This window comes from Roseivirga sp. BDSF3-8 (assembly GCF_041449215.1).
Lineage (GTDB): Bacteria > Bacteroidota > Bacteroidia > Cytophagales > Cyclobacteriaceae > JBGNFV01.
On sequence record NZ_JBGNFV010000001.1, the window covers coordinates 4,291,448 to 4,306,695 of the forward strand.

At 47.5% G+C, this 15,248-nt stretch carries 14 protein-coding genes; 6 read left to right on the plus strand and 8 right to left on the minus strand.

Going from position 1 to position 15,248, the window contains the following annotated elements:
* Positions 1–16 precede the first annotated feature (16 nt).
* Complete coding sequence (locus AB9P05_RS17660) at positions 17–211, plus strand: neutral zinc metallopeptidase (protein ID WP_371910162.1); 195 nt, start codon at positions 17–19, stop codon at positions 209–211.
* Positions 212–335: 124 nt separating this feature from the next.
* Here AB9P05_RS17660 and AB9P05_RS17665 read toward each other — a convergent pair whose 3' ends face one another.
* On the minus strand, positions 336–1,550 hold the full coding sequence (locus tag AB9P05_RS17665) for a CNNM domain-containing protein (protein WP_371910163.1): 1,215 nt from the start codon (positions 1,548–1,550) through the stop codon (positions 336–338).
* Between the two features lie 307 nt (positions 1,551–1,857).
* Between AB9P05_RS17665 and AB9P05_RS17670 the strand changes: the two genes are divergently transcribed.
* Complete coding sequence (locus tag AB9P05_RS17670) at positions 1,858–2,292, plus strand: globin (protein WP_371910164.1); 435 nt, start codon at positions 1,858–1,860, stop codon at positions 2,290–2,292.
* 8 nt (positions 2,293–2,300) lie between these two features.
* On the opposite strand, the gene AB9P05_RS17675 is transcribed toward AB9P05_RS17670, so the two are convergent.
* The gene (locus AB9P05_RS17675) at positions 2,301–3,521 is read right to left on the minus strand and encodes a permease (RefSeq protein ID WP_371910165.1); all 1,221 of its coding nucleotides are present in this window, start codon (positions 3,519–3,521) and stop codon (positions 2,301–2,303) included.
* An 84-nt stretch (positions 3,522–3,605) separates the two neighbouring features.
* Between AB9P05_RS17675 and AB9P05_RS17680 the strand changes: the two genes are divergently transcribed.
* Together AB9P05_RS17680 and AB9P05_RS17685 are read left to right on the plus strand one after the other, a co-directional pair.
* A complete protein-coding gene (locus tag AB9P05_RS17680; RefSeq protein WP_371910166.1) occupies positions 3,606–3,749 on the plus strand; it encodes a hypothetical protein in 144 nt (47 codons plus the stop codon).
* 147 nt (positions 3,750–3,896) lie between these two features.
* Positions 3,897–4,112 carry a pinensin family lanthipeptide gene (locus tag AB9P05_RS17685; RefSeq protein ID WP_371910167.1) on the plus strand — a complete coding sequence of 72 codons (216 nt, stop codon included), beginning with the start codon at positions 3,897–3,899 and terminating at the stop codon, positions 4,110–4,112.
* A 62-nt stretch (positions 4,113–4,174) separates the two neighbouring features.
* Here the strand turns inward: AB9P05_RS17685 and AB9P05_RS17690 are convergent, their stop codons facing one another.
* The 4 genes from AB9P05_RS17690 to AB9P05_RS17705 form a co-directional block, all read right to left on the minus strand.
* On the minus strand, positions 4,175–5,635 hold the full coding sequence (locus tag AB9P05_RS17690) for a 2-oxo acid dehydrogenase subunit E2 (protein ID WP_371910168.1): 1,461 nt from the start codon (positions 5,633–5,635) through the stop codon (positions 4,175–4,177).
* Positions 5,636–5,675: 40 nt separating this feature from the next.
* Positions 5,676–8,339, minus strand: a complete 2,664-nt coding sequence (gene aceE, locus AB9P05_RS17695; RefSeq protein ID WP_371910169.1) for a pyruvate dehydrogenase (acetyl-transferring), homodimeric type — start codon at positions 8,337–8,339, stop codon at positions 5,676–5,678.
* Between the two features lie 256 nt (positions 8,340–8,595).
* Positions 8,596–9,480, minus strand: a complete 885-nt coding sequence (locus AB9P05_RS17700) for a bile acid:sodium symporter family protein (protein WP_371910170.1) — start codon at positions 9,478–9,480, stop codon at positions 8,596–8,598.
* A gap of 213 nt (positions 9,481–9,693) precedes the next feature.
* Entirely contained in the window at positions 9,694–10,605 is a 912-nt protein-coding gene (locus tag AB9P05_RS17705) for a helix-turn-helix domain-containing protein (RefSeq protein WP_371910171.1), read from the minus strand.
* 219 nt (positions 10,606–10,824) lie between these two features.
* Between AB9P05_RS17705 and AB9P05_RS17710 the strand changes: the two genes are divergently transcribed.
* Positions 10,825–12,348, plus strand: a complete 1,524-nt coding sequence (locus AB9P05_RS17710; RefSeq protein WP_371910172.1) for an aldehyde dehydrogenase family protein — start codon at positions 10,825–10,827, stop codon at positions 12,346–12,348.
* Positions 12,349–12,459: 111 nt separating this feature from the next.
* Positions 12,460–12,825 carry a DUF779 domain-containing protein gene (locus tag AB9P05_RS17715; RefSeq protein WP_371910173.1) on the plus strand — a complete coding sequence of 122 codons (366 nt, stop codon included), beginning with the start codon at positions 12,460–12,462 and terminating at the stop codon, positions 12,823–12,825.
* Positions 12,826–12,930: 105 nt separating this feature from the next.
* On the opposite strand, the gene AB9P05_RS17720 is transcribed toward AB9P05_RS17715, so the two are convergent.
* Positions 12,931–14,250, minus strand: a complete 1,320-nt coding sequence (locus tag AB9P05_RS17720) for a sorbosone dehydrogenase family protein (protein ID WP_371910174.1) — start codon at positions 14,248–14,250, stop codon at positions 12,931–12,933.
* A gap of 234 nt (positions 14,251–14,484) precedes the next feature.
* Positions 14,485–14,868, minus strand: a complete 384-nt coding sequence (locus AB9P05_RS17725) for a GxxExxY protein (RefSeq protein WP_371910175.1) — start codon at positions 14,866–14,868, stop codon at positions 14,485–14,487.
* Positions 14,869–15,248 lie beyond the last annotated feature (380 nt).

Below are 15,248 nucleotides of genomic sequence, written 5' to 3' on the forward strand. Positions count from 1 at the left end.
GTGGTTCTTACTGGAGGTGTCAGGACAGATCCAGCAGCAGCGGGGCCGTATCAGCCAGGAGGCGTCCAACAGGCTTTCGGTAAAGCTGGAACTTCAGGCAGACTTTATGGCCGGACTATGGGTTCATCAAAATGAGAAGATGAAAAACGTGCTGGAGAAAGGGGATATTGAGGAGGCCATGAATGCAGCTAATGCCATTGGTGATGGATGACAGGCTGCAATGTGAAGCCTCCGGCAGAGTGGTACCGGAGTCATTCACACTGCACGTCTGTTGAGCGCATGGGCTGGCTTAAAAGAGGGTTTCAGACGGGGGGATATAGAGGAAGGTGACGCGTTTAGCTCTCCGACGCTTTAGAAGAGCCCTCGGGGGTTTTTTGGGGCTTGTCATCTTCATTGGCAGGGCTGGAAGAGCTGGTCTCATCTTCCTTATTTTGTTCCTGACCGGCCCGTTTCACGTTGCTTTCCATTTTCTCCAGGGAAAGCCCCATTCTCTTGGCACGCCTTTCCCAGTTTTGCCGCGCCAGTTGCTGCATGTCTTCTGTGGTGTCACTTTCATCCACTATTTCCATGCCCAGCAGTGTCTCTACGGCATCCTCTACAGTGGCTAGTCCCTCTAGTCCGCCAAACTCATCTACCACCAGTGCAACCTGCTCACGCTCAGCTAGGAGGGTGTCTATAAATGTGTGCAGCTTCAGATCTTCCCGTACCATAAGAATGTTGCGCTTGATATCTTTCAGCTGCTTATCACCATCCCCTTTAATAATAGCCTTGAGGACGTCATCCTTTAAAACGAATCCGTCGATGTTGTCCCTGGTTTCAAAATACACCGGATAACGTGAAAACGGGCGATCGCCAAATTTTTCGTAAAAGGCATTAATAGAAAGGTTTTCACGTGCTGCAAGTACCACTGTGCGTGGGGTCATAATATCATGTACGGTGAGCTTTTCGAACTTCAGGAGGTTATGCAGTATCCGGCTTTCGTTTGGCTTGAAAATGCCCGTTTCTGCCCCTAATTCTGCCATAGCTGTAAAGTCTGCCCGGCTAAAGATACTTCCCTGTGTGTCTTTCTTCAGCTTTTTGGTGATAAACTGACTCATCCACACGAGCGGAAAAAGCAGGGTGGTAATGATGTTTAGTGACTTAACGGTGAAAGGGGCGAGGTTTTTCCAATAGGTGGCGCCTATTGTTTTGGGGATAATTTCTGACAGGATCAGAATGGCAAGGGTCATTACAAAGCCCATTAGTCCCTCGGCAGATACGGGTAAGGTAATGCCAAAGATAACCATATCTCCTGAGCCCAGTGCCTGTTCGGCGACTGAGCCTACGCCGATGGCTCCTGCCGTGTGGGCAATGGTATTCAGTGAAAGAATGGCTGACAATGGCCTGTCGATATCGTCCTTGAACTGCCGTAATAAATCACCTGTCGTATTGCCCTGACTTTGCTGAATCTGTACATAACTGGGCGGGATGCTTAACAGAACGGCCTCCCATACGGAGCATAAAAATGAAATAACGATGGACAGTACTGCGAATAATATTAAGAGGGTCATATGCGATTAGTGTGCCTTAAAGTAAGCAAGCCTGCAAGTGAGCTAAATGTTTCACCAAAAAGCAAACATAGTGTAGTATTTTCTGCCCTGGCTTTTTTAGCGGGTTATTACAAGATTCAGCTGTCTGTTCTTATAAGGAGGGTGAAGTCACCAGCCTTTAGGGGATAAAACATGATATTTTTCCTGTATTTATTACCTGACTTCAACGTTGTTAGGGGCTTATATGACCTTAAAAATGATATAAGTCATACTTTACGGTTACTGTCTGGTATAGTTTCGCCACAGGATTTGAAAAAACGTGTGAAGAATGGAAAAACAGAAGGATCGTATGGCCAGGGTAAGTGAGGAAGCAGTAAAAACTGCGCAGGAAAGCTATGGCAGGTGTCTGGCTAACGGGAATATGTTAGAAAGTTTTTATGATAAATTCCTGTCGAAAAGCCCCTTGATAAAAGACCGATTTAAAGATACTGATTTTGAAAGCCAGTATAAGCTCCTGAGGCATGGTATTAATCTGATGCTTATGTATGCACAGGGCAATATAGCAGGGAAATCCGGGCTAGAGCGTATCAGGTATAGCCACAGTCGCGAGCAGATGGCCATACCTCCATATTCATACGACCTTTGGAAAGCGGCCTTGCTTGAGGTATTGCCGCTGCATGATCGTAAATATAATGCTGAGGTAAAGGCGGCCTGGTCTGAAGTAATGGACTTTGGGATAGAGCATATCCGAAGCGGATATTAGCGTTCTTATCAGAGCACAAGGAATTTTATTAATAAGCCACCGGCCAGCCATGCATAGGCTACGAATGCCAGGTACTTAAGGGTTTGCTCGAGGGTTTTGCTTTTAGGCGCCATTTCTTTGTGGTGCTTAACGTCTTTTCCCTTAAAGAATCCGATATAAATCAGTATGCCGCTAATGGCTAAAAAGGCCAGGTTTAACCAGAAGGTGTAATCAATCTTAAAGTGATCGGATTCTGTAATGCTCATCGTACCAGGGTCTGGTAGTGCGCCTGCCAAATTAAAGCCGTAATGCAGTAGGAGGGAGGCGCCTATGAGGGAACTGAAGAGCAGGAAAAGAATGAAAAATGACATTTTCCAACCGTAGTATTTGGCATTGATACGTAATACGGGAAATACTACGAGGTCACTAAATATAAACGCCATAACACCCGCAAAGCTTACTCCTTTGCTGAACAGAAGTGCGGCAAGGGGAATATTACCCATGGAGCCGATAAAGGTAAGAAAGGCAGCTACAGGTCCTACCACGGTGTGCTCGAGCAGGGTGAGAAAAGAATAGGACTCCACGTCTGTACCCGAATTGATAAAAAGGGTGCGGAAAAATGAATCGGGGACAAAGCCTTTGACTATACCGGCTATGGTAAAGCCGATGGTGACGTCTTTCCACACCATTTTCCACTCCATACCGTATTGCTTGCCTACCTTGGCCCAACTGGTGAAGGACTTTAGTTTCTGGCTTAGACTTTTATCATCCTCAGAGCTATGGTCTGAGTCACCCAGGTTTTCACGTGCTTTTTTTATCAGGTCTTTGGGGTTAATAAGGCGAATCAGAAGCCAAGAGGAAAGGATAAGGATAATTGCCCCTACATACTCGCCTACGACGAATTGCCAGCTTAAGAAGATGGAGATGATGATACCTAGCTCAATGACCAGATTGGTGGAGGCCAGTAAAAATGCAATGGATGAAATAAACCCTGCACCTTTTTTAAACAGTGCCTTGGTGGTAGCTAGTGCCGAGAAGCTGCAGGAACTGCTGATAAAGCCAAAGAAAGTACCCAGCGATATGCTTTTAAGGTTATCATCGCCCATAGTACGCTGCATACGCTCTTGGGTAACAAAGATTTGGATAAGACTGCTGACAGCATAGCCAAGGATAAAAGCCCATAGGGCCATCCAGAAAAATCCTGCAGAGGTCATGGCCGATTCGGCCCATCTTTCTAAAAAACTATTCACTGGTGATGTCGGATAGTTAGTGAAAAAATGATGTATGAAGTCAACTAGATAATAGCTGGCCGGGCATATTGTTTGCGGCAAAACATGGCAAAGAACCTTGAATCAAATGGGGGAAAGGTGGCGCTTGGAAGCAAAATATATATGAAGAAACAGGTAAAAGATGAACCAGAAATGGATGAAAAAGTATGTCAGCTAAAATTAAACCTGTGTCCTTTTTACTCTATCTAAGAAACGGAATATCAATTTTTTGTCTAATTCAGGTTTATTTTTTTCTAAAAAATATACATTTTAAATCAATTGTTTTTATTTTGACAGCTTATAAGCGGAAGCCGAAAAGCTTAACAGAGTAGGCACTATGAAAAACCAAAAACTGAGATGAAAAAGAAACTTAACCTGGAGTCTCTTGAAGTAAAAAGCTTTGTAACTAAAACTGAAGAAACTACTAAAACAGCCGTAGGTGGTTTCGATTATGGTACTGGTAACCAGATTTGCTCTGTTGAGCCTGAGTTCTGTAACTGGACTTATAACCGCTGGTGTGTTTCTAACGGTCAGTGTGATACATACGGAGCATTCTGCACCGCTCCTTACTAATTAGGAATATCGGAAATAATTTTGAAGCAGCCTGCTCACAAGCAGGCTGCTTTTTTTGCTTTTCAGGCACCCAGTAGTGCCGCATATGGGTCTTCCAACGCCTGGCAAATCCACCGTAAAAAGCGTGCACCTGCTGCTCCGTCGATAATGCGGTGGTCGTAACTCAGGCTCAGTGGCAGTACCTGTTTCGGCTCAAAGGTCTCTCCGTTATAAACGGGCTTTATTTCTGCACGGGCCACGCCCAGTATGGCTACCTGGGGGCTATATACGATGGGGGTGAAGTTAGTGCCGCCTATACCGCCCAGGTTAGATATGGTAAAGTTACCCCCGAGCATGTCATCAGGAGCCAGCTTGCCATCCCGGGCCTTTTCTGCCAGCCTGGTGATTTCTACAGATAGTTCAATCATATTCTTGCGGTCTGCATGCCGCACGACTGGCACTAAAAGCCCCTGTTCAGTATCCGCTGCGATGCCTATATGAACGTACTTCTTATAAACGACTTCTTCGTTTTCCATGTCCACGCTAGCGTTAAACTCAGGAAATTTTCTCAAGGCATTGGCTACTATTTTGGTAAGTATGGCCGTAACGGTCAGCTTACCGCCCGCCTCCTCGGCTTTTTCACTATGCTCCTGCCGGTAGGCCTCTATATCGGTAATATCTGCCTCGTCAAACTGGGTTACATGAGGTATGGTCTGCCATGCGCTGGTGGTATTCAGCGCGGTAGCCTTGCGTATGCCTGAAAGAGGTTTTCTTTCGGTGTCCCCCCATTTACTAAAGTCAGGGAGGGATGATGAGGTCGGAGTTTTGTCGCCACCGCCGCCTTTTTTGCCGGCGGCTTTTTCCACATCTTCTGAGGTAATGCGACCCTCGGGCCCGGTGCCTTCCACTGTAGTGAGGTCTACTCCCTGCTCCCGTGCCTGCCGGCGTACGCCCGGCGCTGCAGGGATGCCATCGTCTTCATTATCATCTTCTTTTACCTCATTATCTTTTTCCTCTCCATTACGGCTTTCGTTTTCATCCTGTCGGGGCCCGTCCCCATGGTATTTGTCCTTCTTCTTTTCTTCCGTGTCGTCTTTTTCAGCTTTGGTTTCTTTTTGCTTTTCGTCTTCTTCAGTCTTTTCGCTCTCTTCCTCACTTTCTTTTACCTCAGCCTCATCATCGTCAGTGTCAGTTTCGTCCTCTTCATCTTTGCTATCATCTTCCTTAGCCTCTTTACTTTCCTGCTCCTCCTCTTCAGCTTCTTTACCGGATTCGTCCTTTTTACTCTCCTCGTCATCTTCTTCTCCTTCCTCTTCTACCAGCAGGATGACGTCACCCACCTGCAGCTCGTCACCTTCGCTTATTTTAATCTCCGTGACCTTACCGCTGTGCGTCGAGGGCACTTCTACGGAGGCCTTGTCTGTTTCCACGACTATGATGGATTCCTCTTCCTGTATGGTATCGCCTTCTGATACCAGTATTTCTGCGACTGTGGCGGTATCTGCTCCTTCGGATATCTGAGGTACTTTTACTTCTGTAGGCATATTTGGTTTGGTTGTGAGGTAGTCAATTAGTTTAGCAGGATCAGGCTGTGCGGGGGTTAGGTTTGTCTGGAGCCATATCAAGGTTGTCCGCTGCCTTAACCAGTTCTTCCGGTTCCATGTCTCCGTTTCGGGTTAGTGCATATAGGGTGGCATATATGATATGGCGGTGGTCTACTTCGAAGAAGTCGCGCAGTGCGGCTACGGTATCGCTTCTGCCGAAGCCATCTGTACCAAGTACGGTGAGGTGGTTCGGAAACCACTGGGCCACGGAGGCAGGGAGGGCTTTTACATAGTCTGAGGCGGCTACAAACACGCCTTCTTCATCCTGCAGGCACTTCTGAATGTGGTTTGGCTCCATTTCTCTGGCCATCACCCGTCTGTTTTCCCGTTCTGCATCGATAGCATCATCATACAGGGCTTTGTAGCTGGTGATGCTCCACACATCTGTGGCTACGCCATATTCTTCTTCCAGCACGTGGGCGGCCTTTTGTACTTCCTGCATAATGGCCCCGCTGCCAAACAGGTGGGCCCGCCGCTTTTTATTTTCAGAGGAAGTGGCACGGTAGCGGTAGAGGCCTTTGAGTATGCCTTCTTCCACGCCTTCGGGCATCTCGGGCATAGGCCTATTGGCATTGGTGACGGTGAGGTAGTAAAAGGTGTCTTGCTTTTGGATATACATTTTTTTGATGCCTTCACGTACGATGACTGCCAATTCAAAAGCAAATGCCGGATCGTACGCATGTAGATTGGGGTAGGCCATGGCATAGAGGTGGCTGTTGCCATCCTGGTGCTGCAGTCCTTCACCGGATAGACTGGTACGTCCGGAAATACCTCCAATAAGGAAGCCTTTGGCACCTGCATCGGCGGCGGCCCAAATAAGGTCGCCGGTACGCTGGAAGCCAAACATGGAGTAGAAGAAATAGAAGGGGATGGTATTGATGCCATGGGTGAGGTAGGCAGTGCCGGCAGCGATGAAGCTGCTCATACAGCCGGATTCGGTAATGCCTTCTTCGAGTATTGCGCCTTCTTCGGATTCTTTATAATAGAGCAGGCTGTCTTTGTCCACTGGCTCATACTGTTGACCATGGGGAGCGTAGATGCCTACTTTTCTGAAAAGGGACTCCATACCAAAGGTGCGGGACTCATCAGGAATGATAGGAACGATGAGATCAGCAAAGTCCTCTTGCTTTAGCAGCTTAGTCACTATTTGTACCATGGCCCCGGTAGTGTTGGCCTCTGAGTCTCCGGAGCCTTGCAGTAAGTCTTCGAACACTGAATTGTCGGGTTCCGGAAGCTTTTCGCTATTATCTTTCCGTACAGGAAATGCGCCGCCTGCTTCCTCCCGCTTTTTCATCAGGTATTGATGCTCGGCACTGTCCTTTTCAGGTCTTACAAAAGGCAGGTCGTCAAGGTCTTCGTCGGCAAGGGGCACCTGAAAGCGGTCGCGGAATTGCTTGAGGGCATCGTCTTTCAGTTTTTTGGTTTTGTGGGTGACATTGCTTGCCTCGCCGGATTCGCCCTGGCCGTAGCCCTTCACGGTCTGGGCTAGTATTACTGTAGGTCCTTCTGTATACTTCATGGCCTGCTTATAGGCCTGGTAGACTTTTATTGGATCGTGACCTCCGCGGCGCATGGCTTTAATGTCTTCGTCGGTAAGGTTTTCTGCAAGCTTTTGCAGTTCCGGATCCTGCCCAAAGAGGTGCTCGCGTATGTAGGTTCCATCCTCGTAGGCATATTTCTGTAACTGACCGTCGGGCACTTCTGTGAGGTGCTTTATTAGCTTTCCGGATGTGTCTTTTTGAAATAGCTTGTCCCACTCACTGGCCCAGAGTACTTTGACTACATTCCAGCCTGCTCCGCGAAATAGGCCTTCCAGTTCCTGCACCACTTTAGTGTTGCCGCGTACGGGTCCGTCGAGGCGCTGCAGGTTGCAGTTTACAACAAAGATGAGGTTGCCCAGCTTTTCACGTCCGGCCAGGGCGATGGCGCCTGTGGCTTCCGGCTCGTCCATTTCGCCATCACCGAGGAAGGCCCATATCTTCTTAGCATCGTGGTCCTTTAAGCCTCTTTTGCACAGGTATTTGTTGAAGCGCGCCTGGTAAATAGCCATGATAGGCCCGAGTCCCATAGATACGGTGGGGTAGGTCCAGAATTCCGGCATAAGCCGCGGGTGCGGGTAGGAGGTGAGTCCGCCTTCGGGCAGTAGTTCCCGGCGGAAGTTTTCCAGCATCTGGTCGTCAAAGCGGCCTTCCACATAAGCCCGTGCATAGACGCCGGGGGAGGCATGGCCCTGAAAATAGACCATATCGCTAAGCCCCGCTTCATCTACCCGGAAGAAGTGATTAAACCCTACCTCGAACAGGTTGGCGGCCGAGGCATAGGTGGAAATATGTCCGCCGATGCCTTTTTCTTTTTGATTGGCTTTCATTACCATGGCCATGGCATTCCAGCGGATCATGCCTGTGATCTTTTCCTCCAGATCAAGGTCGCCAGGGTACTCATCTTCCTGGTCAGGAGCAATGGTATTGATATAGGGCGTCTGAAGGGCCGGAGGGGCTATGCCCCGGGTACGGGCGTGTTGCAGAAGCAGATCGAGCAGTTCGGAGGCACGTTCTTCAGACTCATGATCAATGACCCACTTTAGTGAGTCGAGCCATTCTTTATTCTCTATTGCTTTGGTATCGGTTTCTTTTTTTTCAGCCATTGGAGGGTTCGGGTCTTTATAAGATAGCTAGGGGCTTACAGGTTTAGCCCCTTCCATCATACAAGACGCCAGTCTCCTATTTGTTTATGTAACTGATTGCTTATTAATGGATTAAATATTAGTTGGGAAAAAGTATAATTCCGGCAGGTGGCCTCTTTAAGAAAAGGAAGGGAACGTAAAAGGGGCTGCCACAAAAAGAAAGAGGCTGCCTTTTGAGACAGCCTCTTATTGATTCTAACCTTTGGGGTAAATACTCTCAGGATTTAACCAGCTGTTTTTCTTCCTTACTCTTCTTATTTCCCAGGAAGATAATGACACCGGCAGTAAAGAACATGATAAGGCTATAGATGGCGGGAGGAATGGCCATTTGGGAGTTGCCAATGATGGTGGCGGCAATGGCTATGCCGAGGGTGCCGTTTTGAATGCCTGTTTCTATTGAGATAGTGGTGCTCTGGCGACTATTGAGCCTGAGGATGCGAGAACCGAAGTAGCCGATGGCGAGCATGACAAGATTGAGGCTGAGGGCGACCGGGCCGGCTTCTACAAAAAAGCCTATTACATTGGCTCTTTCTTTCAGTATGGCGGCGAAAATAATAGCTACTAGTAATATCGCGGACATAACTCTTACCGGTCTCTCCATTCGCCCGGCAAAGCGTACGGACCTGCTCCTAATCAGCATGCCTATGGCTACGGGAATTAGGGTGATAATAAGTACACTGAGCACGGTCTTAAGTACATCCAGTTGCTGCTCCTGGCCGGTGGGGATGAACTCCACTATGGCAAAATTAACGATGAGTGGAATAGTGATAACTGCTAATAATGATGAAAATGCCGTGAGTGTAATAGAGAGGGCGGTATCACCTTTTGCGAGGTGGGCAATAAGGTTGCTGGTGGCCCCACCGGGACAGGCGGCGAGTATCATGATGCCTACGGCGAGTTCTGCCTCAAGATTCCAGGCTTTACATAGTAAGTAGGCTACGAGGGGTAATAAGACTAACTGACACAACAGGCCGGCGGTAGCGGCCTTCGGATACAGGAATATACGCTTAAAATCGGCAGGCGTAAGGGAGAGCCCCATACCGAGCATGATGATGCCCAGTGCCAGAGGTAATAGTACGGCGGTAAGAATGCTGGATTCCATAGTGGTTGTATCAATTTTTCCCCTAAAAGTAGGAAATTATTCATATCCAATACCGGGTAATATGGCGTGTAGTACTTACATGGGCAGTAGGAAAGTGACAATTGATGTCAATCTCTGAATAGGGCTTTTAAATTGTCAGTTATTAATGGTGAATTGTTAATTAGTGTCAATTCCTGATTAGTGTTGACCATTTTTACTAATAATTAACCACTATCAATTAAACCTATCGCGGTATTCCGCCGGACTTAGCTTCTTATAGCGTTTGAAGAGTTTACTGAAGTGGGAGTAGTTATTAAAACCACAGTCATAGTAAATTTCTTTTAACTGCTCTGAAGGATTTTCTCTGATAAGACGGGCAGCAGCTTCTATTTTTTCCTGATTAATAAACTCCAGGGGGCTAAGGCCGAATTCGTTTTTAAAGCAGCGAAAAAAGTGTGAACTGCTCATACAGGCTTTTTCACTAAGAGTATCCACATCAAATTGCTGCGAAATATTATTTCTGATAAACTCCACCACGTTCGCAAGCCTCACATCTGTATCAGATTTGTGCTGCGGGTTATCCAGGCTGCGGAGGCTTCTGGCCTGTACCAGGCGTACGATAAGCTCCTGCAGCAGCAGATCCACGAAAAAGTCCTTGGCAGGATTATTCTCCATAAAGATGAACACCAGCCGGTTAATTATCTGATGGAAAGCCTCTGAATTAGTAAAGCGGAGATTGCTCAGGTTATAATCGAGCAGAGGTAGCCGTTCCGATTGGCGGGATTCGTTAAGCCTGTCCAGTACATTCGAAAACTTACCCTGGTCTATTGTTAGGGCCGTGCACTGGGTGGGCGTGTTCTCCGTCGCATCCGGAAAGGTGATATTCATATTTTCGTAGGCGGGCATCACGACTGACTCACCGGGGAGAAAATCAAACTGATCATAATCACGGATATTCATGATCTTACGGCCCTTGATCATACTGGCTATTACGGGGGCAGAAAACTCCAGGTTTACATTCTGAACCTCCCGGCTGGTTTCAAAAATGTGCAATTCTGCCTGGTTTACGGTGAAGCTGGTGCGGTTTTCTACCAGGGACTGCAGAGACCTGGTCTTATCAAATTTACCGGGTAGGATAATTGACATATAAATTTTGGGTAAGTGCCTGTTCTAAAAAATATTCACCTGAATTAATATACTAATTTATATGGTTTTATTAACCAATCCTCTCATAAGCAAAATATTGATATGATCGCGCATTTGAATGATACGATCGTATAAGCCAAATGGGTTTTCAATAGGTAAATTGAATCTGATTGAAACAGTTCTAAAGTTCTTTTTAAACTCATAAACCCTTCATACTACATGGATACAGCCATTGAAACCCAAAAATCGACGATCCAAAAACCAAAATTCAAGGACCAATACGAGAACTTTATAGGCGGAGAATGGGTGCCCCCCACCAACGGTGAGTATTTTGACAATATCTCACCTGTAGACGGTGCTGCATTTACCCGCATTCCCCGCTCTACCAAAGAAGATATAGATAAAGCCGTCACAGCAGCCTGGAAGGCAGCCAAAACCTGGAACAGAACATCGGCCACAGATCGCTCCAATATATTGCTGAAAATAGCTGATATCATGGAGAAGAATGCCGACCAACTGGCCAAAATAGAAACCTGGGATAATGGTAAGGCTGTTCGTGAAACCAAAGCGGCAGATATACCTTTGGCCATAGATCACTTCAGGTATTTTGCCGGAGTGATCAGGGCTGAAGAGGGAAGCATGAGCGAGCTTGACAGCACTACTGTTTGCATTAATGTAAAGGAGCCGCTAGGTGTAGTAGGCCAGATTATCCCCTGGAACTTCCCCATCCTTATGGCGGCATGGAAAGTAGCTCCGGCGCTGGCCGCAGGCAACTGTATCGTACTTAAGCCCGCTGAGCAGACACCAGTAGGCATTCTGCTCCTGGCCGAGATGATACAGGATGTATTGCCTGCCGGCGTACTCAATATTGTAAATGGGTTTGGCGTGGAGGCAGGCAAGCCACTTGCCTCGCACCCTGACATATGCAAAGTAGCCTTTACGGGGGAGACCACCACAGGCCAGCTTATCATGCAGTATGCCTCTAAAAACATCATACCTGTTACGCTTGAGCTGGGCGGCAAATCACCAAATGTCTTCTTTGAAAGCGTAATGATGCACGATGATGAGTACCTGGACAAAGCGGTAGAGGGTGCCGTTATGTTTGCACTGAATCAGGGCGAGGTTTGTACCTGTCCCTCACGTATGCTGGTGCAGGAAAGCATCTATGATCGCTTCATGGAAAAGGTAATTGCCCGAACTGAAGCCATCAAAATGGGTCACCCTTTGGAAGACGACACCATGATGGGGGCCCAGGCTTCTAATGATCAGTATGAGAAAATTCTCAATTACATTAATATTGGTAAAGAAGAAGGCTGTGAGGTACTTGCAGGCGGTGGCGCTGCCGCAGTGGACGGACTGAGCAGTGGCTACTACGTTAAGCCTACGATCCTGAAGGGTAATAATAAAATGCGGGTATTCCAGGAGGAGATATTCGGACCTGTAGTGTGCGTGACCACCTTTAAGGATGAAGCAGAAGCTATCGAAATAGCGAATGATACTCTATATGGACTTGGCGCCGGTGTATGGACCCGCGATTCACACCAGGCCTACCAGGTAAGCCGTGAGATTCAGGCAGGCCGCGTATGGGTCAATTGCTACCACCTATACCCCGCACATGCTCCATTCGGTGGCTATAAAAAATCTGGTATTGGTCGTGAGAACCACAAAATGATGCTGGACCATTACCGGCAGACGAAAAACATGCTCATCTCGTATGACAAAAATCCTATGGGCTTCTTTTAGTAAGTAGCCCCGGGCTTTCCTTTAATCGTTCACACTGACAATCAGACTGCCGGGTAGTTTAATAGCTATCCGGCTAGTCTTTTTTTACCAACCTGACATAAACCAACGATCATGGTACAACGCGTACAAATAACCGACGAAGCCAAAGAGGTAGTGGAAAAGTTGAAAAAGCAGCATGGAGACCTGTTATTTCATCAAAGCGGGGGCTGCTGCGACGGCTCCTCTCCCATGTGCTATCCGGCTGATGATTTTATGATCGATGATAATGATGTACTGCTCGGACACGTCGCCGGCTGCCCTTTCTATATGTCGAAATTCCAATACGAGTACTGGAGGCATACGCAGCTTACTGTAGACATTACCCAGGGTCGCGGCAGCAGCTTCTCAGTGGAGATTCCCCTCGGCCTCCGCTTCGTCACCAAAAGCCGGCTCTTCACAGAACAGGAAAACGCCTTGCTGGCGGACAGGAGCAATTAGGTTGCCTCTCGCAAAGACGCTAAGTCGCAACGAGTAAGCATAACTGCGGATAGTGAAAAGATCAACGCTAATCAGGGATTAACCATTGAGACCCATTCTCCATTATCATTCTCCTGTGTAGCTGACTTTCCAGATGACGTTGCCGTCGTCGTCATTTACCAGGAGGTCGCCCTGTGGGGTTATGGCTACGCAGACGGGACGGCCATATACCTCTGAGTCGCTTTCATCGGCCATAAATCCTGTGAGGAAGTCCTGGGGTTCGCCTGTAGGTTTTCCATTTTCAAAAGGGACGAAAACTACTTTGTAACCGCTGAGGTTTGCCCTGTTCCATGAGCCGTGCTGGCCTACAAATGCACCATTCCGGTACTGTGCGGGAAATTGCTCAGCATCATAAAATACAAGACCGAGCGAGGCGGTGTGAGGACCTACAGAAACATCAGGAATAATGGCACGCTCTACCAGCCCGGGAGCTTCTCCGGCCCTGCGGGGGTCTACTATCTGGCCATAGTAGGAGTAGGGCCATCCGTAAAAACCGCCTTTTTGTACGCTGGTGATATAATCCGGAACAAGGTTGTTCCCCAGTTTATCGCGTTCGTTTACTGCGGCCCATAGCTGACCGTTGGCGGGGTTCCAGTCTATCCCTACGGGATTGCGCAAGCCACTTGCGTATATGATTTCGTTGTTACCGTCAAGGTCGGTCACAAGGATGTTAGCGCGGCGTTCTTCCTCTTCCATGCCATATTCGCCTACGTTGCTGGCCGAGCCAACGGCTATGTATAGCTTGTCTTTTGCTTCATTGGTAATGACATTGCGGGTCCAGTGGTGATTGTAGCCTCCGGCGGGTAGGGATACGATCTTTTCGCCGAGGTCTTTGTCAATAGAGGTTTGGCCTTCTTCGTACGGGAATTTATATAGTCCGTCTGTATTGGCTACATAGAAGGTGTTCCCTACCACGAGCATGCCAAAGGGCTGGTTGAGACCGTCTATGAAGGTTTCCTGCATATCCACCTGACCGTCGCCGTCAGTATCGCGAAGGAGGGTAATGCGATTGGCTCCGCCATCATCATCTGACTCTGATACGAATATGTCATTATTAGGTGCTACGTAGCTCCAGCGTGGATGCTGGAGGTCATCGGCAAAGCGGGTCACGGTAAAGCCGGGAGGGGCGTCGGGCGTCTCCCCATCGGGCCACCCCACGAGTTCACTCCGGTTCTCGACGGACTCAGTGGCGTAGGGAGCGGGTAATATCAGTGATCCTACAGCAGTCTGTACCGTATCGGATCCATACTCTGCAGCGCTTGCCTCAGATGTGGAAGAAGTGGAGGAGTTACAGCTACCCGCAAAAAGGCCCAATCCTATAAATATGGCAGATAGGGCAGACGGGCGGTTACCCGACGTAAAAAGTCTTTCTGTACGATCGCGCATAAGAAAAAAGTAAGGTGTGAAAAATGTATCGAAAGATTCTTAACGCGGGATGGTGTGTGTCTGTTTATGAAATTGTCTAAACCATGATTGTGAAGGATTATTGGGATTGCCTTGATTTTTTTGGTGGTTGTGACGATGCTGAAGTGCTTTTATCTCATCTTTCTGTCTTGACCTTGATTGTGAAGGATTTTTTGATTGCCTTGATTTTTTTTGGGAGGTGACGGAGGCTTGGCCCTATGGATGGATTTTCAGGCTATTGTTGTGCACCCGTTTAAACTGCAGGCTTCGGGCACCGAAATTTAATAGCAGGCCTATTTCCATATGGTAGGCTTCTACATAATTCATGGCCTGGGCCAAATGTACATCCTCGAGTCGGATGACGGCTTTTAGCTCTACCATTATCAAATCTTCTACAAAGAAGTCGACTCTGCGTGTGCCTACGTCACGCCCCTTATAAAGTAGCGGCAATTCCTTTTCCCGCTCATAACCAATGCCCTGCATCTCAAACTCAATAGCCAAAGCACGCTGGTATACTATTTCCTGAAAGCCATTACCCATCACCTTATGCACTTCCATTGCGGCCCCTATAATCTTGCCAGTGAGCTCCTGGTGTTTCATATTGTCTTAACCTTGATTGTGAAGGATTTTTTGATTGGCTTGATTTTTTTTGAGGTGGTGATGGAGGCTTTGGTTCTTCTGCCTCATGCTTTTTTTTTAAGAGGGCGAATTTAATGAAATTGTCTTAACCTTGATTGTGAAGGATTTTTTGATTGGCTTGATTTTTTTTTGGGGTTGGTTATGGAGGCTTTGTTCTTCTACCTCATGCTTTTTTTTTAAGAGGGCGAATTTAATGAAATTGTCTAAACCATGATTAGAAAGGATTATTGGGATTAGCTTGATTTTTTTGGAGGTGGTGACGGAGGCTGAAGTGCTTTTGCCTTATCTTTCTGTCTTAACCTTGATTGTGAAGGATTGCTTTGATTAGCTTGATTTTTTTT